This is a genomic window from Burkholderia sp. WP42, from assembly GCF_000745665.1.
Classification (GTDB): domain Bacteria; phylum Pseudomonadota; class Gammaproteobacteria; order Burkholderiales; family Burkholderiaceae; genus Burkholderia; species Burkholderia vietnamiensis.
Map to the genome: position 1 here is coordinate 40,369 of NZ_JQJT01000025.1, position 22,194 is coordinate 62,562.

Here is a 22,194-nt window from a genome sequence, read left to right on the forward strand (position 1 = left end):
CCCGACGGCCGGCGGCCGTCAGACGACGATGTTCACGAGCCGGCCCGGCACGACGACGATCTTCTTCGCCGGCTTGCCGTCGCTGAACTTCGCGAATGCTTCGTCGGCCACCGCCGCGGCTTCGATCGCTTCGCGCGTCGCATCCTTCGCGACCTTCAGCGCGCCGCGCACCTTGCCGTTCACCTGCAGCACGAGTTCGATCTCGGCCTGCTCGAGCGCGGCCTCGTCGACCTTCGGCCACGGTGCGTCGAGCAGCGGGCCGAATTCGTCCGCGTAGCCGAGCGCCTTCCACAGTTCGAACGTGACGTGCGGCACGACCGGGTACAGCACGCGCAGCAGCACGCCGTACGTCTCGCGCAGCACGCCGGGCGTCGCGCCCTTCGCGCCGTCGATCGCGTTCAGCATCTTCATCGCCGCCGACACGACCGTGTTGTACTGCAGGCGCTGGTAGTCGAAGTCGGCCTGCTTCAGCACGCTGTAGATTTCGCGGCGCAGCGCCTTGTCGGCGTCGCCGAGCGACGCTGCGTCGAAGCCCGCGCGCGCGGCGAGCGCCTCGCGGTTGCCGGCGCCGAAGCTCCACACGCGGCGCAGGAAGCGGCTCGCGCCCTCGACGCCCGCACCCGACCACTCGAGCTGCTGCTCGGGCGGCGCGGCGAACATCGTAAAGAGGCGCGCGGTGTCGGCGCCGTACTGGTCGATCAGCACCTGCGGATCGACGCCGTTGTTCTTCGACTTCGACATCTTCTCGATGCCGCCGAGCACCACCGGCTGGCCGTCGGCGTTCAGCGTGGCGCCCACCGGGCGGCCCTTGTCGTCGTGCGTGACCGTCACGTCGGCCGGGTTGTACCAGGTCTTCTTGCCGGTCGCGTCTTCGCGATAGTACGTCTCGTTGAGCACCATCCCCTGCGTGAGCAGGTTCTTGGCCGGCTCGCCGAACTTCACGAGGCCGAGGTCGCGCATCACCTTCGTCCAGAAGCGCGAATACAGCAGGTGCAGGATCGCGTGTTCGATGCCGCCGATGTACTGATCCATCGGCATCCAGTAATCGGTGCGCGCGTCGACCATCGTGTCGGCGTCCGGCGCGGTGTAGCGCGAGAAGTACCACGACGAATCGACGAAGGTGTCCATCGTGTCGGTTTCGCGCTTCGCGGCCGCGCCGCACTTCGGGCACGTGCAGTTCAGGAACGCCTCGGACTTCGCGAGCGGGTTGCCCGTGCCGTCCGGCACGAGGTCTTCCGGCAGCACGACCGGCAGATCCTGCTCGGGCACCGGCACGTCGCCGCACGACGGGCAGTGGATGATCGGAATCGGCGTGCCCCAGTAGCGCTGGCGCGACACGCCCCAGTCGCGCAGGCGCCAGGTCACCTGCTTGTCGCCGAAGCCGCCGGCCTTCAGGTCGGCCGCGACCGCGTCGACTGCTTCCGTGTAGCGCAGGCCGTCGTACTTGCCGCTGTTCACGCAGACCGCGGCGTCCTTGTCGCCGTACCACTCCTGCCATGCGTCCAGCGAGTACGTCTGCCCTTCGGCGGCGATCACCTGCTTGATCGGCAGCCCGTATTTCTTCGCGAACGCGAAATCGCGCTCGTCGTGGCCCGGCACGCCCATCACCGCGCCTTCGCCATAGCTCATCAGCACGTAGTTGCCGATCCAGACCTCGACCGCCTCGCCGGTCAGCGGGTGCGTGACCGAGAAGCCCGTCGCGATGCCCTTCTTCTCCATCGTCGCGACGTCGGCTTCGGCGACGCCGCCGCGCTTGCATTCGTCGATGAACGCCTGCAGCTCGGGCTTGCCCTGCGCGAGGCGCGTCGCGAGCGGATGCTCGGCCGCGATCGCGCAGAACGTGACGCCCATGATCGTGTCGGCGCGCGTCGTGAACACGCGCAGCAGCGCCTTCTCGCCGTCGAGCTCGTACGGGAACCCGAAGTTCACGCCGAAGCTCTTGCCGATCCAGTTCTGCTGCATGATCTTCACGCGCTCGGGCCAGCCGAGGCCGTCGAGATCGTTCAGCAGCTCATCCGCGTATTGCGTGATGCGCAGGTAGTACATCGGGATTTCGCGCTTCTCGACGAGCGCGCCCGAGCGCCAGCCGCGGCCGTCGATCACCTGCTCGTTCGCGAGCACGGTCTGGTCGACCGGGTCCCAGTTCACGGTGCCCGTCTTCTTGTACGCGATGCCCTTCTCGAGCATCTTCAGGAACAGCCACTGGTTCCACTTGTAGTAGTCGGGCTTGCACGTCGCGATCTCGCGCGACCAGTCGATCGCGAGGCCCATCGACTGCATCTGCCCCTTCATGTAGTCGATGTTGTCGTAGGTCCACTTCGCGGGCGGCACGCCGTTGGCCATCGCGGCGTTCTCGGCCGGCATCCCGAACGCGTCCCAGCCCATCGGCATCAGCGTGTTGTAGCCGTTCATCCGCAGATAGCGGTACATCACGTCGTTGATCGTGTAGTTGCGCACGTGACCCATGTGCAGCTTGCCGGACGGATACGGCAGCATCGACACGCAGTAGAACTTCGGCTTCTGCGAATCTTCCTTCGTCTTGTAGGCATCGGCTGCGCGCCAGTCGCCCTGGGCGGCGGCTTCGACGTCGGCGGGTACGTATCTCTCGTGCATGGTGTGGTTCGGACTAGGCTTTAAGCGGCGCGCGATTCAGGCGGGCACGCGGAAGTGGACGAAATCGGGCAGCCCGGCGGCGGCGGCAGGCACACGGGTCGCGGGCCTGCATCGTGGTTGCCGGATCTTCGCCGGGTAACCCGGCGGTGCTCCGGGTTACCCGGCGAAACCCTGCCGACCGGGCGGAAACGACGATTATACCGTCCGTGACGGCCGGTACGGCCGGTGTCGCGGGCCGGCATGCATTCTTGTGCGGAGCGCGTGCATGCGACGCACGCCGCTCAGGGTTTCGCGCCCGCGGCGGTGGGCGCGGCGGCGCCCGCCGGCGGCGGGTCGGTGACGAAGCCGATCCGCGTCAGGCCCGCGGCCTGCGCGGCGCCCATCACCTGCGCGATCACGTCGTAGCGGGTCGCGCGCGACGCGCGCAGCCGCAACTCGGGCGGCGCGGCGGCGGCGGCGGCCGCCCGCAGGCGCGCGGGCAGCGCGTCGAGCGTGACGGGCGTGTCGTCCCAGTAGAGCTTGCCGGCGTCGTCGATCGACAACGTGACCGACTGCGGCGTATCGCGCGCGACGCCGGCCGCGACCTTCGGCAGGTCGAGCCGGATCGCGTGCGTCATCAGCGGCGCGGTGATGATGAAGATGACGAGCAGCACGAGCATCACGTCGATCAGCGGCGTCATGTTGATCTCCGCCATCGGCGCGGACGTCTTGTGGTGCTCCAGCCCGCCGAATGCCATGGTCGTTCCTCCGGGCCGCGGGTTATGCGGGTTGGGCGGGTTGGGCCGGCCGCACGGGTTGCGCGCACACGAACACGTGCAGGTCGCGCGCGAAGCCGTCGAGTTCCTCGGTGAGCTGGCGCACCAGCCGCCCGAGGATGTTGTACGCGAGCACCGCGGGGATCGCGACGACGAGCCCGAACGCGGTCATGATCAGCGCCTCGCCGACCGGCCCCGCGACGTTCTCGATCTGCGCCTGCCCGCTCACGGCGATGCTGCCGAGCGCATGGTAGATGCCCCATACGGTGCCGAGCAGCCCGACGAACGGCGCGGTGCTGCCGATCGACGCGAGCAGCACCTGGCCGAACTCGAGGCGCCGCTGCGAGCGCAGCATCGCGTGACGCAGCGCGCGCAGCACGCGTTCGCCGCGCTCGACGCGCGCGGCCAGCGCGGCGGGATCGTGTTCGTCGGCCGCATCGCGCGCGGCTTCGGCGAGCGGCACGAACACGCGCTCGCGATCGGCGCCGGCGAGCGCGGCGATGCCCGCGTCGAGCGACGCCGCCCGCCAGAACGCGGCGAGCGCGCGCGGCCCCTGCCGCTTCGCGCGGACCAGCAGCCACGATTTGACGAGCAGGAAGCACCAGCTGGCGACGGACATCGCCAGCAGCACGTAGGCGACGGCGTGCGTGATCGCATCGCCGCTTTCGAGGTAGTGGACAACGCCGGTGGGAATCGCCATCGGAGTTTCCCCGTGAGGATCAGCGCAGGCCGAGCACGTCCTGCATGTCGAACAGGCCGGCGCCGCGCGCCGACAGGAAGCGGACCGCACGCAGCGCGCCCTGCGCGTACGACACGCGGCTCGACGACTTGTGCGTGATTTCGATCCGTTCGCCGATGCCGGCGAACAATACGGTGTGATCGCCGACGATGTCGCCGCCGCGCACCGCCGCGAAACCGATCGACGACGGATCGCGTTCGCCGGTCACGCCATGGCGGCCGTACACCGCGCAGTCGTCGAGCGAGCGGCCGAGTGCGCCGGCCACCGCCTCGCCCATCATCAGCGCGGTGCCCGACGGCGCGTCGACCTTGTGACGGTGATGCGCCTCGATGATCTCGATGTCGTAGCCGTGCGAGAAGTGCTGCGCCGCGAATTCGAGCAGCTTCAGCGTGACGTTCACGCCGACGCTCATGTTCGCTGCGAACACGATGCCGAGCTTCGCCGCCGCAGCCTGCAGCTGCGCCTTCTGCTCGGCCGTGAAGCCGGTCGTGCCGATCACGAGCTTCACGTCGTGGCGTAGCGCGGCCTCGATGTGGGCGATCGTGCCCTCGGGGCGCGTGAAGTCGATCAGGTAATCGGCCTGCGCGAACACCGCGTCGAGATCGTCGGTCAGCTTGATGCCGGTGTCCTTGCCGACGAACGCGCCCGCGTCCTGGCCGAGAAACGGCGACCCGGCGCGGTCGAGTGCGCCGACGAGCTGCGCGTCGGCATCGTTGAGAACGGCTTCGATCAGCATCCGGCCCATACGGCCCGATGCACCGGCAATCGCAATCTTCATGGCTTTCTACACGACAGGTCTAAAGGCGGGCGGCGCCTGCCGCCCCCGATTCCGCACGCGGGCCGCTTACTGGGCCGGCGCGGTGAGCGGCTGGTTCTGCAGGTTGTCCGCGCCCTGCGGGCCGACCGGCGGCGACGCGTCGTTCGACACGTTCGGCTGCGGCGGACGATGGAACTGGAACTGCGGCTGGATCGCCGGCGCCGCGCCCGGCGGCTGGCCGCCCGGCACCGGCGCGCCGCCCGAGGCCTGCGCGGCCGGCGTGAAGCGACGGGCCGTCGCGCCCTGCCCCGACACCTGGTTGGTCGCGCGGTTCGCCGCGCGTGCGGCCTGCGCGTTCGCATCCTGGTCGAGCGCGGCGGCGGACGCCGGCTCGGCGGCCGGGCTCGCGGCAGCGCTCGCCTGCGCGGCGCTGGCGGCGGCAGCAGCGGCGGCGGCTTCGGACGCCTTCTTCGCCGCGGCGGCGGCCTTCGCCTTCTTGCCGCCGCGATCGCCGTCGATATCGGCGAGCAGGTCGAGCTCGGACGGCAGGTTATCCGCACCCGTCCAGCTGGCGAGGCGGTCGCCCGCGAACGTCAGCACGAGGTCGCGCTGCTGGACCACGGAAGTCGAGCCGCGCTTGAAGTAAAAGAGGTAATCCCAGCGATCGGCGTGGAACATGTCCGACAGCAGCGGCGTGCCGAGCAGCGCGCGAACCTGTTCGCGCGTCATGCCGGCCTGCAGTTGAGCGGCCTTCTCCTGCGACACGAAGTTGCCCTGCACAACCGTGATCCGATAGGGCGTGATGCTCTGCGCGATGCGCTGCGTCACGCTGTCGTACGACGAACAACCCGCCAGCGCGGCAACGGCGGCGGCAGCGATGATGGCACTCCGCATGCGACTCCTCTGAAAGTGCGAAAGAGATTCCGGGAACATTTCCGTCACCGAGCTGGCCCGCCCCGCGGGCCGCGCGTGTTTCTGGAACGGCCAAAAGCCGGTAACATTGAAGCCCTGCATTGTACTCTAGGGATGCCTAGCCATGACCAATCCGACCGATCTCAAGAATATCGGGCTAAAGGCCACCCTACCGCGCCTCAAGATTCTCGAAATCTTCCAGCAAAGCCCGGTGCGTCACCTGACCGCCGAAGACGTCTACCGCAACCTGCTCAACGAGCAGCTGGACATCGGGCTCGCCACCGTTTACCGCGTGCTGACGCAATTCGAGCAGGCCGGCCTGCTGTCGCGCAGCAACTTCGAATCGGGCAAGGCCGTGTTCGAGCTCAACGAAGGCTCCCACCACGATCACCTCGTGTGCCTCGATTGCGGCCGCGTCGAGGAATTCTTCGATGCCGAGATCGAAAGCCGCCAGCAGACGATCGCGAAGGAACGCGGCTTCCACCTGCAGGAGCATTCGCTCGCGATGTACGGCTCCTGCACGACGGAGAACTGCCCGCACCGCAAGCACTGAGACTGAGCGCTCGTCCGCGCATGCGCGACGGCCCGGCCGGCATCCCGCCGCCCGGGCCGTGTCGTTTTTGGCGTCGCCGCCGGCCGGCGCCGCGTCAGGCCGCGCCCGCGCTCGCCGGGCCGAGCCCGAGTTCGAGAACCCACGGGTCGGCCAGCGCGATCTCGTCGCAGTTCGGCTGGGGGCCTCCGCGGTCGACGATCACGAAGTCACTGACCGCGTCGAGCGCGAGCAGCGGATGGTGCCAGACACCTTTTGCGTAGTTCACGCCCTGCCAGCCCTCGGCGACGAACGCGCGCATCGCGTCGGGCCGGAATTCGCCGGCCGGCGCGACGACGATCGCATAGCGCGCGACCGCCGCGAGCGGGATGAATGCCTGGCTGCCGTGCGGATGGCGCTCCATCAGCGTCAGCGCGACGGGCAGCGCGCGCGGCTGCGCGCGAAACACGCTGACGAGCGGCCGGCCGCCGTCCGCGCAGACGTCGATGGTCGCGAGATCGTGGAAGCGCTCGGTCGTACCGCCGTTGATCGGGAAGTGCCGCGCGCCTTCGAGCGCGATCACGTCGCCGAACGGCGCGAACGCGTCGCGGGTCAGGGGCTGTGCGCGCAGGATACGGGGTCCGCTCATGCCGATACCCTCCGTCAGGCCGGTTCGCCCCACAGACGCAGCCGCGACACGCCGCCGTCCGGGAAGATGTTGAAGCGCACGTGCGTGACGGGGCCGAGCGCCGCCAGCTGGTCGAAGGTGTGCACGCGGTCCATCTGGAGCTTCTGCTCGCCGAGCAGTTCGGCCCAGAACATTGCCTGCGTGACGAGCGAATCGTCGGTGCCGCCCGCGACGCGCGCCGCCTGCAGCGAACAGCGGTCCGGGAAGTTGCCTTTGAAGAATGCCGTATCGACGTCGACGCGCCGGATGACGCCCGGCCGCGCGAGCGCGACGATCGCCCAGTCGTTGCCGGGCTCGCGGCGGCGCCGCGTTTCCCAGCCGTCGCCCATGTTCGCGCCGCGCCCCGGCATCAGCATCTGCGACGCCGCACCGAAGTGCTGGTTGTTCGCCGCCACCAGGTAGCCGCCGTTCTCGATCGCGGCCAGATCGACGAGTTCGCCGGCCGCCACGTCGTGCCAGTCGCGCTGCGGCTGACCGTACACGCGCAGCCGCGCGAGGCCGCCGTCCGGATACAGGTTCACGCGCAGATGCGTCACCGGCTGCGCGTCGCTCACGCTCACGTAGTGGTGCGCGTTGCCCTGCAGCGTCGTCGCGGGGACGATCGTGCGCCATGCGGCGTCGTCGGGCGGCGTGTCGCCGTCGACGCTGCACGCGTCGATCGACGCGGCCGGCGGAAAGTTGCCGGTGAAGTGGCTGGTGTCCAGATCGACGCCGTGGACCACGCCCGGCCGCGCGAGCCGGATCACGCAGAAATCGTGGCCGGTCGTGCGCTTGCGGCGCGTTTCCCAGCCGTCCATCCACTTGCCGTGGTCGTCGTACTTGCCCGGAATGAACACGGCCGGCTCGGGGTTCAGCATGCGCTCCTTCGGCGCGAAGAACTCGTCGCTGGCGAACAGCGCCTGCGCGCCGAGACGCGGATCGGCGAGGTTCATGTAGCGGCGCGTGAACGCCGGCGCATTCGGATCGAGGATGGGGGCTGCCATGTCGTCTCCACTATCTTGATTTTGGCGGCGGCCGGCGGATCGTCACGCCGGCCGCGGGAAAGGAATTCGCGCGCCGCGGCCGGGGAAGCCGCGACGCGCGCGTGGGGCTCAGAGCGCGTGCGCCTGATCGCCGGCCACCGGTGCGGCGGCGCCCTGCTCGGCCGCCGGCACGTAGCACAGCTCGCGGTTCAGCACGCGCTTGGCGCGCACGCGGTCGATGTCGTTCTCCCAGACCGCAACGACGACCGTCGCGACACAGTTGCCGATCAGGTTGGTCACGGCGCGCGCGATGCCGACGAACCAGTCGACCGGCAGAATCAGCACGAGGCCGAGCACGGGAATCGCGGGAATCGCCGACAGCGTCGCCGCGAGGATCACGATCGCCGAGCCCGGAATCCCGTGCGCGCCCTTCGACGTGACGAGCGACACGAGCAGCACGACGATCAGGTCGTGCGTCGACAGCGGCGTGTTGGTGGCCTGCGCGATGAACAGCACGGCGAGCGTCAGGTAGATCGAGAAGCCGTCGAGATTGAACGAATAGCCGGTCGGGATCACGAGGCCGACGGTCGAATCCTTGATGCCCATGTATTCGAGCTTGCTCATGACCTGCGGCAACACCGCGTCCGACGACGCCGTGCCGAGCACGATCGACAGCTCCTCGCGCAGGTAGCGGATCAGCTTGAACACCGAGAAGCCGGCGATGCGCATCACGATGCCCAGCACGACCGTGACGAACACGAAGCAGCTCAGGTAGAACACCGCGACGAGGTAGCCGAGCTGCTTGAGCGACGCGACGCCGTACTTGCCGGTCGTGAACGCGATCGCGCCGAGCACGCCGAGCGGCGCGAGCTTGATGATGAAGCCGATGATGCGGAAGAACACGTGCGACAGCTCGTCGATCAGGCCGTTCACCCGCTGCGCCTTGTCGCCGAGCAGCGACAGCGCCGAGCCGAACAGCACCGCGAACACCAGGATCTGCAGGATGTCGCCCTTCGCGAAGGCGTCGATCGCGGTCTCCGGGATGATCTTCATCAGGTAGCCGGCCGTGTCCTTCAGGCTTTCGGCGTTCTTCGCGTACGTCGACAGCGACGCCGCGTCGAGCGAGCGCAGGTCGATGTTCATCCCGACGCCCGGGCGCGTGAGCCAGGCGAGCACGAGGCCGATGCCGAGCGCGAGCGTCGTCATCACCTCGAAGTAGACGACCGCCTTCAGGCCGACCCGGCCGACCTTCTTCAGGTCGCCCGCGTTGGCCATCCCGCTGACCACGACGCAGAACACGATCGGGCCGATGACCATCTTGATGAGCTTCAGGAAACCGTCGCCGAGCGGCCGCAGCGACTCGGCGAAATGCGGGAAGAACGCACCGAGCGCCACCCCGAGAATCAATGCGATGACTACCCGGCCAAACAGCGAATTGAGGAATTTCGACACGGCGCTCTCCCGATCCAACGGTTGCAGTTTCGTCTGTTCATACTGGTATGACCAGTGCTGTTATGGTGGATAGTAGGAAGCCGATATAGTCGCGTCAAGGATGGACAAAATAGGGATTTCCCGCGCTTCGAGCCCGGCACGACGGGGGCCGGAACGCGATGGGTCGTGGCTTACCCGTAGCGCCGTCGTGCGCGGCGCGCGTGCGGATTACAATGCCGGTCAGACCGGCCATTGCACAGATCATGAAAAACGTTCCGCACACCGTGACCGACGCCGCCATCGCGACGATCCGCGACCGGATCGAGGCAGGCGTGTATCCGGTCGGCAGCCTGCTGCCGGCCCAGCGTCAGCTCTCCGAGGAGCTGGAGATCAGCCGCGCGTCGCTGCGCGAGGCGCTGTCCACGCTCGAGGCGCTCGGGATGCTGCGCATCCGCGCCGGCAAGGGCGTCTATGTGGAGAGCGCGCAGGCGAGCGCCGCGCATGCGTGGCAGTTCGCCGAGCAATCGTCGCCGCCCGACACGTACCAGATGCGCTATGCGCTCGAAGGCTTCGCCGCGCGGATGGCCGCGCACGTCGTCACCGACGACGACATCGCGTGGTTCGAGGACAACCTTGCCGAGCTGCACGTCGCCTTGACCGAAAGCGAGCTCGACGAAGCGTCGCGCCTCGACTTCGACTTCCACATGCGGATCATTCATCTCGCCGGCAACGCGGCGATCGAGTCGGTGCTGCGCAGCAGCGCGGACATCATGAAGGAAAGCCAGCGCATGCCGTTCTACCGGCGCGAGCTGCTGCTGTCGACGTGGCAGGAGCACCGCGCGATCGTCGATGCGCTGAGCGCGCGCGACGCGGCCGCGGCGGGCGATGCGATCGAGACGCACATCACGAATGCTGCGCGCCGTGCCGGGATCTTCTTTCCGACGCCGGGCGGTTGACGCACGGCGCGGGCGTCGCATGGCAGTCGCGCACCTGGCGCTCGCGGGCCGGGGAAACGGCTCGGCGCGCTGCTCATGTAGCGCCGGACAATAAAAAACCCGGCCGAATAACCGGGCCGGGTTCGTGCATCGCGCCGGCCGCGTCGCCGCGGCCGCACGATTCGCAGACTTACTTCGCGTTCGCGAATGCGACTGCCGTATCGAGCATGCGATTCGAGAAACCCCACTCGTTGTCGTACCAGCTCGACACCTTGACGAGACGGCCCGACACCTTGGTCAGCGTTGCGTCGAACGTCGACGAAGCCGGGTTGTGGTTGAAGTCGATCGACACCAGCGGTGCGTCGTTGTAGCCGAGGATGCCCTTCAGCGCGCCTTCCGAAGCTTCCTTCATGATCGCGTTGACTTCCTCGACCGTCGTGTCGCGCTTCGCGATGAACGACAGGTCGACGATCGACACGTTGATCGTCGGGACGCGGATCGCATAGCCGTCGAGCTTGCCGTTCAGTTCCGGCAGCACCAGGCCGACCGCCGAAGCAGCACCCGTCTTGGTCGGGATCTGGCTGTGCGTGGCCGAACGCGCGCGGCGCAGGTCTTCGTGATAGACGTCCGTCAGCACCTGGTCGTTCGTGTAGGCGTGGATCGTCGTCATCAGGCCGGTTTCGAGGCCGATCTGGTCGTTCAGCGGCTTGACGAGCGGCGCCAGGCAGTTCGTCGTGCACGATGCGTTCGAGATGACCGTGTGCTCGGCCTTCAGCACGTTGTGGTTCACGCCGTAGACGATCGTCGCGTCGACGTCCTTGCCGCCCGGCGCCGAGATGATCACCTTCTTCGCGCCGCCCTTCAGGTGGGCGCTCGCCTTTTCCTTCGACGTGAAGAAGCCCGTGCATTCCATCACGACGTCGACGCCCAGCTCGCCCCACGGCAGTTCTGCCGGGTTGCGGTTCGCGAGCACGCGGATCTTGTCGCCGTTCACGACCAGGTAGTCGCCGTCGACCGACACTTCGCCCGGGAACTTGCCGTGCGCGGTGTCGTACTGGGTCAGGTGCGCGTTCGTCTTCGCATCGCCCAGATCGTTGATCGCGACGATCTCGAGATCGTGCTTCTTGCCGTTTTCATAAAACGCGCGCAGCGTGTTGCGGCCGATACGGCCGTAGCCGTTGATTGCGACGCGGATCGTCATGGTCTATCTCCTGATGGCTGAAAAAATTCGTTTCGTGCAGCTTCACGGTGCGACGCGCGCGGCCGGCCGCGCGCGCCGCGAATGCTCTTAGGCCAGCACGGCCTTCGCCGTCTCGATCACGTGCTCGACGGTGAAGCCGAAGTACTTGAACAGCACGCCGGCCGGCGCCGATTCGCCGAACGTGTCGATCCCGACGACGCCGCCTTCGAGGCCGACGTACTTGTGCCAGAAGCCGGTCACGCCCGCTTCGATCGCAACGCGGCGCACGCCGTGCGGCAGCACGCGCTCGCGGTACTCGGCGTCCTGGCGGTCGAACACGTTGGTCGACGGCATCGACACGACGCGCGCCGCGATGCCCTGCTGCGCGAGCGGCTCGACGGCCTTCATCGCGAGTTCGACTTCGGAGCCCGTCGCGATCAGGATGATCTTGCGCGCGACGATCTCGTCGTCCCAGTCCTTCAGCACGTAGCCGCCCTTCTCGATGTTCGCGATCTGCGCATCGGTACGCGGGTTGAACGCGAGGTTCTGGCGGCTGAAGATCAGGCTCGACGGACGGTCGGCGGCAACCGCGTGGGTCCATGCGACGGCCGTCTCGACCGTGTCGGCCGGACGCCACACGTCGTGGTTCGGGATCAGGCGCAGGCTCGATACGTGTTCGATCGACTGGTGCGTCGGGCCGTCTTCGCCGAGGCCGATCGAGTCGTGCGTGAACACGAAGATCGACGGCACCTTCATCAGCGACGCGACGCGCAGCGCGTTGCGGCTGTAGTCGGAGAACGTCAGGAACGTGCCGCCGAACGGCTTGTGGCCGCCGTGCAGCGCGAGGCCGTTGATCGCGGCGCTCATGCCGAATTCGCGCACGCCGTAGTTGATGTGGTTGCCGAGCACGACGCCCGCGCCTTCCGGATTCGCGCGCACCGCCTTCGACGCCTTCCAGTTGGTCAGGTTCGAGCCGGTCAGGTCGGCCGAGCCGCCGAGCAGTTCCGGCAGCACCGCGGCGAGCCCTTCGATCGCCTGCTGCGACGCCTTGCGGGTCGCGACCGTCTCGCCGCGCTGGTTCGCGCCGGCGACGATCGCCGCAGCCTTCTCGGCCCAGTCGGCCGGCAGCTTGTTGGCCATCCGGCGCTCGAATTCGGCTGCTTCGGCCGGGTACTTCGCGCGGTACTGCGCGAACGTGTCGCTCCAAGCCGCTTCGGCGCGCTGGCCGGCGTCCTTCGCGTCCCATGCCGCATAGACTTCCTGCGGAATCACGAACGGCTCCCAGGTCCAGCCGAGCGCGGCGCGCGTCTTCGCGATTTCTTCCGCGCCGAGCGCCGCGCCGTGCACGTCGTGGCCGCCCGCCTTGGTGGCCGCGCCCTTGCCGATCACCGTCTTGCAGCAGATCAGCGTCGGCTTGTCCGACAGCTTGGCCTTGGCGATCGCGGCGTCGACCGCGTCGACGTCGTGACCGTTCACGTTCGGGATCACGTTCCAGCCGTACGCCTCGAAGCGCTTCGGCGTGTCGTCGTGGAACCAGTTGACGACGTCGCCGTCGATCGAGATGCCGTTGTCGTCGTACAGCGCGATCAGCTTGTTCAGCTTCAGCGTGCCGGCCAGCGAGCAGGCTTCGTGCGAGATGCCTTCCATCAGGCAGCCGTCGCCGAGGAACACGTAGGTGTGGTGGTCGACGATCTTCGCGCCGTCACGGTTGAACTCGTCGGCCATCAGCGCTTCGCCGAGCGCCATCCCGACGGCGTTCGCGAGACCCTGGCCGAGCGGGCCGGTGGTCGTCTCGACGCCCGGCGTGATGCCGTATTCCGGATGGCCCGGCGTCTTGGAGTGCAGCTGGCGGAAGTTCTTCAGCTCTTCGATCGGCAGGTCGTAGCCGGTCAGGTGCAGCAGCGAGTACAGCAGCATCGAGCCATGGCCGTTCGACAGCACGAAACGGTCGCGGTCTGCCCAATGCGGGTTCGTCGGGTTGTGCTTGAGGTGACGCGACCACAGCGCCACGCCGATTTCGGCCATGCCCATCGGCATGCCGGGGTGGCCGGAGTTCGCTTGCTGGACGGCGTCCATCGCGAGCGCACGGATCGCGTTGGCCATCAAAGTGGTGGAGGCGGGAGACGAAGTCGTCATGTCGAGTCCGGAGAACGAGTCGAGGAAACGGGAGCACGGCGGCATCCGGAAGCTCGAGCGTCGAACGTTCCCGGCGCGCGATGCGGCGCCTGAAGGACGCGAAGCGGACGGAGCCGACGGACGGGGCTGCAAAGCTCGGCATTTTAACAGATGGGCCGACATTTCCCCTGCCGGCGCTCCGTGTTCGGGCACGCATTTCCGGCAAACCGCGCGCCTCCTATAATTCAGGCGTCGGAACTGCCCGCCCCGCGCGCCCCCCGTGAGCACGACCCTCCTTTTTCATCCCACGCCCGACGCCGCGTACGGCTTTCCCAACGCGCGACGGCTCGCGCACGTCGCCTCGCCGCACCAGCACATCGAAGTGTGGGACACCCCGCAGCTCGGCCGCCTGTTCACGCTCGACGGCCGGCCGATGACGTCGGTCGGCGACGAATACGTGTACCACGAGTGCATGACGCACCCGGCCGCGCTCGCGCATCCGTGCCCGAAGAAGGCGCTCGTGCTCGGCGGCGGCGACGGCGGCGCCGCGCGCCAGTTGCTCAAGCACGCGTGCATCGAGCGGATCGTCGTCGCCGAACTCGACGACGAAGTGGTCGGGATGGCGCGCCGCTATCTCGACGACGTGCACCAGGGCGCGCTCGACGATCCGCGCGTCGAGGTCGTGATCGGCGACGCCGCGCAGTTCGTCGCGTCGACCGTCGAGCATTTCGATCTCGTCGTGTTCGACCTCACGCCGCCCGACTCGCCGGCGGCCGGCCTCTATACGCGCGAGTTCTACGCGCGGCTCAAGCGGATCCTGACGCCGCGCGCCGCGCTGTCGATGCATCTGGGCTCGCCGCTGTTCCATGCGGCGCGCATCGCCGCGCTGCTCGACGATCTGCGCGCGAGCTTCGCGTTCGTCGACCCGCTGTCCGCGCACGTGCCGCTGTACGGCTCCCAATGGCTGATGGCGATCGCGAGCGACACGCTCGACGCGGCCGCGCTGTTCGCACACGACGTCGACGAGCGGCTCGCCGCCCGCCGCGTGCACGGATTGCGCTACTACGATGCGCGACTTCATGCGGCCCTCTTTGCCCTGCCGCGCGCGCTGCGCGATACACTGGGCGGGCGCCGCTGAGCTTGGCGCAACGCGTCGTGATGCCGGTTGATCGCGCGCTCGTCGGCGCGCAGCGGGCGGGCGCGGTAAACGCCCGTCGCGGCGGCCGCATGCGGCCGAACGCCCGCGCGACGACCTTTCCACAGGAGATTTGATGACCGATCCACGTCCGGCCAACGTGCCTTGGTTGACGCCTTATCTGGCCGTGCGCAACGCGCGCGCCGCCATCGACTTCTTCAAGGCCGCATTCGGTTTCGCGCTGCGCGACGTCCATGACGAGGACGGCGCGATCATGCACGTCGAGATGACCTATCACGATCAGCTGATCGTGATGTTCGCGCCCGAAGGCGCATTCGGCTCGACCGCGCTCACGCCGAAGCATGCGAACGCGACCGCGCCGCAGTCGTTCTATCTGTACGTCGACGACGTCGACGCGACCTGGCAGCGCGCGCTCGATGCGGGCGCGAAGTCGCTGAGCGCGCCGCAGGACCAGTTCTGGGGCGACCGCTTCGCGCAGATCGAGGATCTCGACGGCTACCGCTGGGCACTCGCGTGCCGGGTGCGCCCATGAACGGAGCCGCAATCGAGATGAACGAGGCGACCACCACCGCGGCCGTGCCGCGCTTTTTCGTCGAAGCGACGCTGCGCGCCGGCGCGACGCTCGCGTTGCCGGCCGACGTCGCGCGTCACGCGCAGGTGCTGCGGCTGGAGCCCGGCGACGCGCTGGTGCTGTTCGACGGCAGCGGCGGACAGTACCGCGCGCAGCTCGTCGAGATCGACAAGCGCAACGCGCTTGCGCAGCTCGACGCGTTCGAGCCGGTCGAGGCCGAGCCGCCGTACCGTGTGACGCTCGCGCAAGGCATCGCCGGCGGCGACAAGATGGACTGGGTGATCGAGAAGGCCGTCGAACTCGGCGTCGCGGCGGTCGTGCCGCTGACGACGGCGCGCGGCGTCGTGAAGCTGTCGGGCGAGCGCGCGGACAAGCGCGTCGCGCACTGGCGCGGCGTCGTGCGCGCATCGTGCGAGCAGTGCGGGCGCAACCGCGTGCCCGAGGTCGCCGCGGTGCGCGGGTTCGGCGCGTGGCTCGACGCGCTGCCCGCGGCGCCGGCCGACGGCGAGTTGCGGCTGCTGCTGTCGCCGCGCGCGAGCATTCCGTTCGCGTCGCTGCCGGATCAGCCGCCCGCGGCTACGGTCACCCTGCTGATCGGGCCGGAAGGCGGGTTGTCGCCGGACGAGGAAAACGCGGCGCGTGCGCACGGCTTCACCGCGCTGTCGCTCGGCCCGCGCGTGCTGCGCACCGAAACGGCCGGCGCGGCCGTGCTCGCGGCGCTGGCCGCGCGCTGGGGCGGGTGGTGATGCGGCGGGCCGCCGCGCGTGGCAAGCGGCGGCCCCGAACTCTCGGCGAGTCGCATATCGAGCACCGGCTGCGCCCGGCCCGCGCGAGCGCGGACGCAAAAAAGCCCGCTCGACGCGGGCTTCCTGCAGGATGGGCCGCGTAGGCGGCCGCCGCACCTGCGCTTACGCGAACGAATAGAACACGCGGAACGCGACCTTGCGCTCGGCCCAGAACTCCGCGGCCTCGCGGAACACGTCGAGCAGCGTCTCGCGCCCTTCCTTGTCGAACTTCTGCGCGATCGGCAGCCCTTCGAGGACGATCACGAAACCGGGCTGTGCGCCGGCCTTCGCGACGAGATCGGTCAGGCAGTCGTACAGCGCGTCGTAGTTCTTGCCGAAATGCTTTGGAAACAGAAACGACGTCGCGATCGTCTCCATCACTTCCTGCTTCGACTGCGCGGCGCCGCAATACGCATACAGGAAATGCTGGCCGAGCCGACCGGCTTCGTCGGCGAGATCCTGCACGCGGAACGCGCGGATCGACTGCACGAGATTGGGTCGGACGGTCGTGAAAAGGCTCATAGGCTCCTCGTTCGATGAAAGCCCGGGCTCGGCCGCCTGTTGCTCAGGCGCGCCGCCGGCCTGTGCCGCCGCGTGTAGTTGCATCACGCGCTGAAACAGATTGCCGTCGCCGGCCGCGAACAGTTCCGCCGCCGCCGTATCGTGCGCGTAGATGGAGTCGCTCATGCCGTTCATCCCGAAGTCATTCAACAATACGTTTAAAACTGTTGTAGTGGTCGTCTGTGTAATAACAGTTGTCGGTCCGGCGCAGCGGCCCGCCACAGACGATCCGACGCGCGCCGCGATTGCGCGCGCGCGGCGTCGGGATCGTGTACTCGTGGTAGTAGCCGCGCTTCGCCTTGGGCAGGATCCGTTCGCGATTGCCGAACACGACGCCGTCCTTCTCGTAAGGATAGGGGCCGCCGTCGGCGATCAGGCCAAGCGTGGTCACGGCCTCGCGCGGCAAACGCGCCGCGGGGACCGTATCGACCCCGGCTGCGGCCACGTCGGCCGAAGCGGCCTGCCGTGCGTATGCGGCGGAAACCAGACTGCCCGTCGGCGCGCCGACGATACCCATCGCAAACATCGCGAAGACGGACGCGAGCGCGCCGTTGCGGAGCCACTTGCGTGCCATGAACCAGGGTTCCCGCTGTTAAATCAAGTAGTTGACGACCAACCAAAGGCGTTAGCGTAGCGCTATTGTTCCCGCGAATCAATGTTCGTTTGGAAACCGAAAGCCCGATGCCCCGCCGCAACGGGCATTTTTTACCTAAATCACATCACTTTTATCTTTCATAGGATAAAATGGCGGCGGCATCTGTCACCTGGCGAGATCTGCCTCCTTGCCACGCTCATTACCCGGAGTGGAGAGATGCCGTTGTTGATTAGGGAAAGCGCCTTCGCGCGATACCCGACGGCGTGCCCGTTGCGGGCACGCCTCTTTTTGCCTTTGTTGACAATTTCATCCGCTGTGCCGCGCCGGTTCGACCGGGCGGCACCCGCGTGTTGGCTCAGCGCGACGCGTTCACGTCGGCGACCAGCAGCGCCGCCATGTTGACGATGCGGCGAACGGTCGCCGATTCGGTCAGCACGTGCACCGGCTGCGCGGCGCCCAGCAGGATCGGCCCGATCGCGATGTTGTTGCCGGCGGCCGTCTTCAACAGGTTGTACGCGATGTTCGCCGAATCGATGTTCGGCAGGATCAGCAGGTTCGCGTCGCCCTCGAGCGTCGATTCGGGCAGGATTTCCTTGCGCAGCGCCGCGTCGAGCGCGACGTCGCCGTGCATCTCGCCGTCGACCTTCAGTTCCGGCGCGCGTTCCTGCAGGATCGCGAGCGTATCGCGCATCTTCTGCGCGGACGGCGCGTTGCTCGTCCCGAAATTGGAATGCGACAGCAGCGCGACCTTCGGCTCGATGCCGAACCGGCGCACTTCCTCGGCGGCCATGATCGTGATCTCGGCGAGTTCCTCCGGGGTCGGATCGACGTTCACGTGCGTGTCGACCAGGAAGATCTGGCGGCCCGGCAGCACGAGGCCGTTCATCGCCGCGTAGACGCTGCAGCCCGGGCGCTTGCCGATCACCTGGTCGATGAAGTGCAGGTGGCGGTGCGTGGTGCTGATCGTGCCGCAGATCATCCCGTCCGCTTCGCCCTTCTTCACCAGCATCGAGCCGATCAGCGTCGTGCGACGACGCATCTCCACACGCGCCAACTGCTCGCTGATGCCCTTGCGCGCCATCATCTTGTGGTACGTCTGCCAGAAATCGCGGTAGCGCTCGTCGTGCTCGGTGTTGACGACGGTGAAATCGGCGCCCGGCGTCAGGCGCAGCCCGTAGCGCTGGATACGGTGCTCGATCACCGACGGGCGGCCGATCAGGATCGGCTTCGCGAGCTTCTCGTCGACGATGATCTGAACCGCGCGCAACACGCGCTCTTCCTCGCCCTCCGCGAACACGACGCGCTTCTTCTCGCCGGGCGCGGCGCGCGCGATCTGGAAGATCGGCTTCATCGTCGTGCCGCTGTGATAGACGAACTGCTGCAGATGCTGCTTGTACGCCTCCATGTCCTCGATCGGGCGCGTCGCGACGCCGCCGTCCATCGCGGCCTGCGCGACGGCCGGCGCGATCTTGACGATCAGGCGCGGGTCGAACGGCTTCGGAATCAGGTATTCGGGGCCGAACGACAGATCCTGGATCCCGTACGCGGTCGCGACGATGTCGCTCTGCTCGTGCTGCGCAAGCTCGGCGATCGCATTGACCGCCGCAATCTCCATCTCGCGCGTGATCGTCGTCGCGCCGACGTCGAGTGCGCCGCGGAAGATGAACGGGAAGCACAGCACGTTGTTGACCTGGTTCGGATAGTCGGTGCGGCCGGTGGCCAGCACGGCGTCCGGACGCACTTCGAGCGCGAGTTCGGGCAGGATCTCGGGCGTCGGGTTCGCGAGCGCGAGGATCATCGGCCGTTCGGCCATGCCCTTCACCATCTCCTGCTTCAGCACGCCGCCGGCCGACAGGCCGAGGAAGATGTCGGCGCCTTCCATCACCTCGGCGAGCGTGCGCGCATCGGTTTCGCGCGCGAACCGCTCCTTGTCCGGGTCCATCAGCTCGGCGCGCCCCTTGTACACCACGCCGGCCAGGTCGGTCACCGTGATGTTCTCGAGCGGCAGGCCGATGTCGACCAGCAGGTCGAGACACGCGAGCGCGGCCGCGCCGGCGCCCGACGCGACCAGCTTCACCTTCTTGATGTCCTTGCCGACGACCTTCAGGCCGTTCGTGACGGCCGCGGCCACGACGATCGCGGTGCCGTGCTGGTCGTCGTGGAACACCGGAATCTTCATCCGCTTGCGCGCTTCGCGCTCGACGATGAAGCAGTCGGGCGCCTTGATGTCCTCGAGGTTGATCCCGCCGAAGGTCGGCTCGAGCGCGGCGATCACGTCGACGAGCTTGTGCGGGTCGGACTCGTTCAGTTCGATGTCGAACACGTCGATGCCCGCGAACTTCTTGAACAGCACGGCCTTGCCTTCCATCACCGGCTTCGACGCGAGCGGGCCGATGTTGCCGAGCCCGAGCACCGCGGTGCCGTTCGTGACGACGCCGACCAGGTTGCTGCGCGCGGTGAAGCGCGCGGCGTTCAGCGGGTTCTCGACGATCTCCTCGCACGCGAACGCGACGCCGGGCGAATACGCGAGCGCGAGATCGCGCTGGTTGATCATCTGCTTGGTGGGCGCGATCGCGATTTTCCCGGGCGTCGGGAATTCGTGATAGTCGAGGGCGGCTTCGCGGAGCTTGGCTTTGGAGGAGGCTTGAGTCGACATGTGTCTCGTGGCGGGCGGATTAGAATGACTGTTCCACGGCATTGTAGCGCCAATCCAACCCCGTCAGACCGGCGTTTCGGGTGCAACAGCCGCGACAAAAATGGACTGAACGGTGCAGAAACGGCGCCGTTCGCCTCGTACAATGCCGTTCCTTTCACCGCTTCCGGGTCCGTCCGCCGTGCCAGCCGCCCTGTCCGAGTTTTCGCTGATCGATCGCTTCTTCGCGCGCCGCGCGGCCCGCGGCGCCCGCACGTCGACGCTCGGCATCGGCGACGATTGCGCGCTGCTCGAGCCGCGCTCCGGAAAACTGCTGGCCATTTCGACCGACATGCTGGTGGAAGGCCGCCACTTCTTCCCCGACGTCGCACCCGACGCGCTCGGTCACAAGACGCTCGCGGTCAATTTGTCCGACCTCGCCGCGATGGGCGCCGCGCCGCGCGCGTTCACGCTCGCGTGCGCGCTGCCACGCGCGGATGCCGCGTGGCTCGACGCGTTCAGCCGCGGGCTGTTCGCGCTCGCCGACCGGTTCGGCTGCGAGCTGATCGGCGGCGACACGACGAGCGGGCCGCTGAACCTGTGCGTGACGGTGTTCGGCGAAGTGGCGCCGGACGCCGTGCTGCGGCGCGATGCCGCGCGCCCCGGCGACGACGTCTGGGTGTCCGGCACGCTCGGCGACGCGCGCGCGGGCCTCGGCGTCGCACGCGGAGAATGGCGCGCCGGCGCCGACGACGCAGCGGCGTTCCGCCGCGCGCTCGAGCGTCCCGAGCCGCGCATTGCGCTCGGGCTCGCGCTCGCCGGCGTCGCGCATGCGGCGCTCGACATCTCGGACGGGCTCGCCGGCGATCTCCAGCACATCCTGACGCGCTCGAACGTGGGCGCGGACGTCGACGCCGATGCGGTGCCGCGCTCGACGGCGCTCGCGGCGTTGCCGCCCGACGTGCAGCGGCGCTGCGCGCTCGCCGGCGGCGACGACTACGAGCTGTGCTTCACCGCGCCGCCCGCGGCCCGCGGGGCGGTCGAGGCAGCCGGCGCGAGCGCGGCGGTGCGGGTCACGCGAATCGGTACAATACGCGCGTTGTCTTCGCCGTCGGAGCGGCCCGCGATCGCGTGGCGCGACGCCGCCGGCGCGCCCCTCACCCTCACGTTGCACGGCTTCGACCACTTCGATGCACACTGATCCGACGCACGCGCAAGCCGAGGCAGCGCCCGGCGCCGCCCCGCTCGCCCCGCGGCGCGCGAGCGCGCGCTTCATGCTGTCGCACCCGGCGCACCTCGTGTCGCTCGGCTTCGGCAGCGGGCTCGCGCCGTTCCTGCCCGGCACGTTCGGCACGCTGTTCGGCTGGCTGACGTTCGTCGTGCTCAACCGCTATCTGACGGTGCCCGAATGGTGGGCGCTGATCGCGCTCGGCTTCGCCGCCGGCACCTGGCTGACCGGCTTCACCGCACGCAAGATGGGCAACGCCGATCCGGGCCCCGTCGTCTGGGATGAAATCGTCGCGATCTGGCTCGTGATGCTGTTCGTCACGCCGGCGACCTTCGTCGGCCAGCTGTGGGCGTTCGTCGTGTTTCGCCTGTTCGACATGTTGAAGCCGCCGCCGATCCGCTACTTCGACCGCCGCGTGAAAGGCGGGCTCGGCATCATGGTCGACGATCTGGTCGCCGCGTTCATGACGCTGCTCGTGATCGCGCTGTGGCGCTCGGTCGTCGGCTGACCGATTTCCCGACTCCCGTTTCCCGACGCGCATGCCAACCGATTCAGTCGTCCATCAGCTTGCGATCCGCGCAGGCAACAAACTGCGTGACGAGCACCTGTCGCTCGCCACCGCCGAGTCCTGCACGGGCGGCATGATCGCCGCCGCGATCACCGACATCTCCGGCAGCAGCCAGTGGTTCGAGCGCGGCTTCGTCACGTATTCGAACCAGGCCAAGAGCGAGATGATCGGCGTGCCGCCCGACCTGATCGAGAAGCACGGCGCGGTCAGCGAGCCGGTCGCCCGCGCGATGGCCGAAGGCGCGCTGCGCAACAGCCGCGCGCAGGTCGCGCTGTCGGTCACCGGCATCGCCGGGCCGGGCGGCGGCAGCGAGAAGAAGCCGGTCGGCACCGTGTCGTTCGCGTGGAGCAACCGGCTGCACACCGACGTCGAGACGCTCGTGTTCAAGGGCGACCGCGAGCAGATCCGCACGCAGGCGGCCGCGCATGCGCTGCGCGGGCTGTTGAAGCTGCTCGACGAACGCGAGGGCTGATCCGCCCGCC

Annotated in this window: 21 protein-coding genes; 8 read left to right on the forward strand and 13 right to left on the reverse strand. The window is 68.2% G+C overall.

All coding sequences use genetic code 11. The features are described from left to right. Positions 1–18: 18 nt before the first annotated feature. From leuS to EX20_RS16885, 5 genes are all read right to left on the reverse strand, one after another. Positions 19–2,613, reverse strand: a complete 2,595-nt coding sequence (gene leuS / locus EX20_RS16865) for a leucine--tRNA ligase (protein ID WP_034194161.1) — start codon at positions 2,611–2,613, stop codon at positions 19–21. A gap of 281 nt (positions 2,614–2,894) precedes the next feature. Continuing rightward, the gene (locus tag EX20_RS16870) at positions 2,895–3,350 is read right to left on the reverse strand and encodes an ExbD/TolR family protein (RefSeq protein WP_034194162.1); all 456 of its coding nucleotides are present in this window, start codon (positions 3,348–3,350) and stop codon (positions 2,895–2,897) included. 22 nt (positions 3,351–3,372) lie between these two features. Beyond that, positions 3,373–4,068 carry a MotA/TolQ/ExbB proton channel family protein gene (locus EX20_RS16875; RefSeq protein WP_034194163.1) on the reverse strand — a complete coding sequence of 232 codons (696 nt, stop codon included), beginning with the start codon at positions 4,066–4,068 and terminating at the stop codon, positions 3,373–3,375. Positions 4,069–4,087: 19 nt separating this feature from the next. Beyond that, entirely contained in the window at positions 4,088–4,885 is a 798-nt protein-coding gene (gene dapB / locus EX20_RS16880; RefSeq protein ID WP_011883258.1) for a 4-hydroxy-tetrahydrodipicolinate reductase, read from the reverse strand. Positions 4,886–4,951: 66 nt separating this feature from the next. After that, entirely contained in the window at positions 4,952–5,758 is an 807-nt protein-coding gene (locus tag EX20_RS16885; protein WP_014722437.1) for an outer membrane protein assembly factor BamE, read from the reverse strand. Between the two features lie 142 nt (positions 5,759–5,900). Here EX20_RS16885 and fur point away from each other — a divergent pair, with 142 nt between their 5' ends. After that, a complete protein-coding gene (gene fur, locus EX20_RS16890) occupies positions 5,901–6,329 on the forward strand; it encodes a ferric iron uptake transcriptional regulator (protein WP_011883256.1) in 429 nt (142 codons plus the stop codon). 94 nt (positions 6,330–6,423) lie between these two features. On the opposite strand, the gene EX20_RS16895 is transcribed toward fur, so the two are convergent. The 3 genes from EX20_RS16895 to EX20_RS16905 all read right to left on the reverse strand — a co-directional run bounded on the left by EX20_RS16895 (position 6,424) and on the right by EX20_RS16905 (position 9,407). After that, positions 6,424–6,954 carry an ureidoglycolate lyase gene (locus EX20_RS16895; RefSeq protein WP_011883255.1) on the reverse strand — a complete coding sequence of 177 codons (531 nt, stop codon included), beginning with the start codon at positions 6,952–6,954 and terminating at the stop codon, positions 6,424–6,426. Positions 6,955–6,968: 14 nt separating this feature from the next. Next, the gene (alc, locus tag EX20_RS16900) at positions 6,969–7,976 is read right to left on the reverse strand and encodes an allantoicase (RefSeq protein WP_011883254.1); all 1,008 of its coding nucleotides are present in this window, start codon (positions 7,974–7,976) and stop codon (positions 6,969–6,971) included. A gap of 108 nt (positions 7,977–8,084) precedes the next feature. Further along, a complete protein-coding gene (locus EX20_RS16905) occupies positions 8,085–9,407 on the reverse strand; it encodes a C4-dicarboxylate transporter DctA (RefSeq protein ID WP_011883253.1) in 1,323 nt (440 codons plus the stop codon). A 212-nt stretch (positions 9,408–9,619) separates the two neighbouring features. On the opposite strand from EX20_RS16905, the gene EX20_RS16910 reads away from it, so the two are divergent. Beyond that, positions 9,620–10,342, forward strand: coding sequence for a FadR/GntR family transcriptional regulator (locus EX20_RS16910; RefSeq protein ID WP_014722435.1), 723 nt, complete (start codon positions 9,620–9,622; stop codon positions 10,340–10,342). A 169-nt stretch (positions 10,343–10,511) separates the two neighbouring features. Here the strand turns inward: EX20_RS16910 and gap are convergent, their stop codons facing one another. Both gap and tkt read right to left on the reverse strand, forming a co-directional pair. Next, positions 10,512–11,522, reverse strand: a complete 1,011-nt coding sequence (gene gap, locus EX20_RS16915) for a type I glyceraldehyde-3-phosphate dehydrogenase (RefSeq protein ID WP_011883251.1) — start codon at positions 11,520–11,522, stop codon at positions 10,512–10,514. 87 nt (positions 11,523–11,609) lie between these two features. Next, positions 11,610–13,682 carry a transketolase gene (tkt, locus tag EX20_RS16920; RefSeq protein ID WP_014722434.1) on the reverse strand — a complete coding sequence of 691 codons (2,073 nt, stop codon included), beginning with the start codon at positions 13,680–13,682 and terminating at the stop codon, positions 11,610–11,612. Between the two features lie 214 nt (positions 13,683–13,896). Here tkt and speE point away from each other — a divergent pair, with 214 nt between their 5' ends. The 3 genes from speE to EX20_RS16935 all read left to right on the forward strand — a co-directional run bounded on the left by speE (position 13,897) and on the right by EX20_RS16935 (position 16,089). Further along, positions 13,897–14,754: a polyamine aminopropyltransferase gene (gene speE / locus EX20_RS16925; RefSeq protein WP_011883249.1), complete on the forward strand. Its 858-nt coding sequence runs from the start codon at positions 13,897–13,899 to the stop codon at positions 14,752–14,754. A gap of 133 nt (positions 14,755–14,887) precedes the next feature. Beyond that, complete coding sequence (locus EX20_RS16930; RefSeq protein WP_011883248.1) at positions 14,888–15,304, forward strand: VOC family protein; 417 nt, start codon at positions 14,888–14,890, stop codon at positions 15,302–15,304. A gap of 17 nt (positions 15,305–15,321) precedes the next feature. Next, positions 15,322–16,089, forward strand: a complete 768-nt coding sequence (locus EX20_RS16935; RefSeq protein ID WP_011883247.1) for a 16S rRNA (uracil(1498)-N(3))-methyltransferase — start codon at positions 15,322–15,324, stop codon at positions 16,087–16,089. 162 nt (positions 16,090–16,251) lie between these two features. On the opposite strand, the gene EX20_RS16940 is transcribed toward EX20_RS16935, so the two are convergent. The 3 genes from EX20_RS16940 to EX20_RS16950 all read right to left on the reverse strand — a co-directional run bounded on the left by EX20_RS16940 (position 16,252) and on the right by EX20_RS16950 (position 19,982). Next, positions 16,252–16,815 carry a barstar family protein gene (locus tag EX20_RS16940; RefSeq protein WP_011883246.1) on the reverse strand — a complete coding sequence of 188 codons (564 nt, stop codon included), beginning with the start codon at positions 16,813–16,815 and terminating at the stop codon, positions 16,252–16,254. A 16-nt stretch (positions 16,816–16,831) separates the two neighbouring features. After that, the gene (locus EX20_RS16945; RefSeq protein ID WP_034194165.1) at positions 16,832–17,263 is read right to left on the reverse strand and encodes a ribonuclease; all 432 of its coding nucleotides are present in this window, start codon (positions 17,261–17,263) and stop codon (positions 16,832–16,834) included. 376 nt (positions 17,264–17,639) lie between these two features. Continuing rightward, positions 17,640–19,982, reverse strand: coding sequence for an NADP-dependent malic enzyme (locus EX20_RS16950; protein WP_034194166.1), 2,343 nt, complete (start codon positions 19,980–19,982; stop codon positions 17,640–17,642). Between the two features lie 100 nt (positions 19,983–20,082). Here EX20_RS16950 and thiL point away from each other — a divergent pair, with 100 nt between their 5' ends. From thiL to EX20_RS16965, 3 genes are read left to right on the forward strand one after another with little or no spacing between them, the layout of a single operon-like run. Then, positions 20,083–21,117, forward strand: a complete 1,035-nt coding sequence (gene thiL / locus EX20_RS16955; protein ID WP_051974446.1) for a thiamine-phosphate kinase — start codon at positions 20,083–20,085, stop codon at positions 21,115–21,117. After that, positions 21,107–21,652, forward strand: a complete 546-nt coding sequence (locus EX20_RS16960; RefSeq protein WP_034194167.1) for a phosphatidylglycerophosphatase A family protein — start codon at positions 21,107–21,109, stop codon at positions 21,650–21,652. The genes thiL and EX20_RS16960 overlap by 11 nt, the downstream gene beginning before the upstream one ends. Positions 21,653–21,683: 31 nt before the next feature. Next, entirely contained in the window at positions 21,684–22,184 is a 501-nt protein-coding gene (locus EX20_RS16965) for a CinA family protein (RefSeq protein ID WP_011883241.1), read from the forward strand. Positions 22,185–22,194 lie beyond the last annotated feature (10 nt).

Excerpts from the sequence above, each read along its gene's own strand:
- EX20_RS16940 (WP_011883246.1), bottom strand. The coding sequence starts at position 16,815 with ATGAGCGACTCCATCTACGCGCACGATACGGCGGCGGCGGAACTGTTC.
- EX20_RS16935 (WP_011883247.1), top strand. The coding sequence starts at position 15,322 with ATGAACGAGGCGACCACCACCGCGGCCGTGCCGCGCTTTTTCGTCGAA.
- fur (WP_011883256.1), top strand. The coding sequence starts at position 5,901 with ATGACCAATCCGACCGATCTCAAGAATATCGGGCTAAAGGCCACCCTA.
- EX20_RS16875 (WP_034194163.1), bottom strand. The coding sequence starts at position 4,068 with ATGGCGATTCCCACCGGCGTTGTCCACTACCTCGAAAGCGGCGATGCG.
- EX20_RS16965 (WP_011883241.1), top strand. The coding sequence starts at position 21,684 with ATGCCAACCGATTCAGTCGTCCATCAGCTTGCGATCCGCGCAGGCAAC.
- tkt (WP_014722434.1), bottom strand. The coding sequence starts at position 13,682 with ATGCCGCCGTGCTCCCGTTTCCTCGACTCGTTCTCCGGACTCGACATG.
- EX20_RS16895 (WP_011883255.1), bottom strand. The coding sequence starts at position 6,954 with ATGAGCGGACCCCGTATCCTGCGCGCACAGCCCCTGACCCGCGACGCG.
- dapB (WP_011883258.1), bottom strand. The coding sequence starts at position 4,885 with ATGAAGATTGCGATTGCCGGTGCATCGGGCCGTATGGGCCGGATGCTG.
- alc (WP_011883254.1), bottom strand. The coding sequence starts at position 7,976 with ATGGCAGCCCCCATCCTCGATCCGAATGCGCCGGCGTTCACGCGCCGC.
- EX20_RS16910 (WP_014722435.1), top strand. The coding sequence starts at position 9,620 with ATGCCGGTCAGACCGGCCATTGCACAGATCATGAAAAACGTTCCGCAC.
- EX20_RS16870 (WP_034194162.1), bottom strand. The coding sequence starts at position 3,350 with ATGGCATTCGGCGGGCTGGAGCACCACAAGACGTCCGCGCCGATGGCG.
- EX20_RS16960 (WP_034194167.1), top strand. The coding sequence starts at position 21,107 with ATGCACACTGATCCGACGCACGCGCAAGCCGAGGCAGCGCCCGGCGCC.
- thiL (WP_051974446.1), top strand. The coding sequence starts at position 20,083 with ATGCCGTTCCTTTCACCGCTTCCGGGTCCGTCCGCCGTGCCAGCCGCC.
- EX20_RS16885 (WP_014722437.1), bottom strand. The coding sequence starts at position 5,758 with ATGCGGAGTGCCATCATCGCTGCCGCCGCCGTTGCCGCGCTGGCGGGT.
- EX20_RS16945 (WP_034194165.1), bottom strand. The coding sequence starts at position 17,263 with ATGGCACGCAAGTGGCTCCGCAACGGCGCGCTCGCGTCCGTCTTCGCG.
- EX20_RS16930 (WP_011883248.1), top strand. The coding sequence starts at position 14,888 with ATGACCGATCCACGTCCGGCCAACGTGCCTTGGTTGACGCCTTATCTG.
- gap (WP_011883251.1), bottom strand. The coding sequence starts at position 11,522 with ATGACGATCCGCGTCGCAATCAACGGCTACGGCCGTATCGGCCGCAAC.
- leuS (WP_034194161.1), bottom strand. The coding sequence starts at position 2,613 with ATGCACGAGAGATACGTACCCGCCGACGTCGAAGCCGCCGCCCAGGGC.
- EX20_RS16950 (WP_034194166.1), bottom strand. The coding sequence starts at position 19,982 with ATGCCGTGGAACAGTCATTCTAATCCGCCCGCCACGAGACACATGTCG.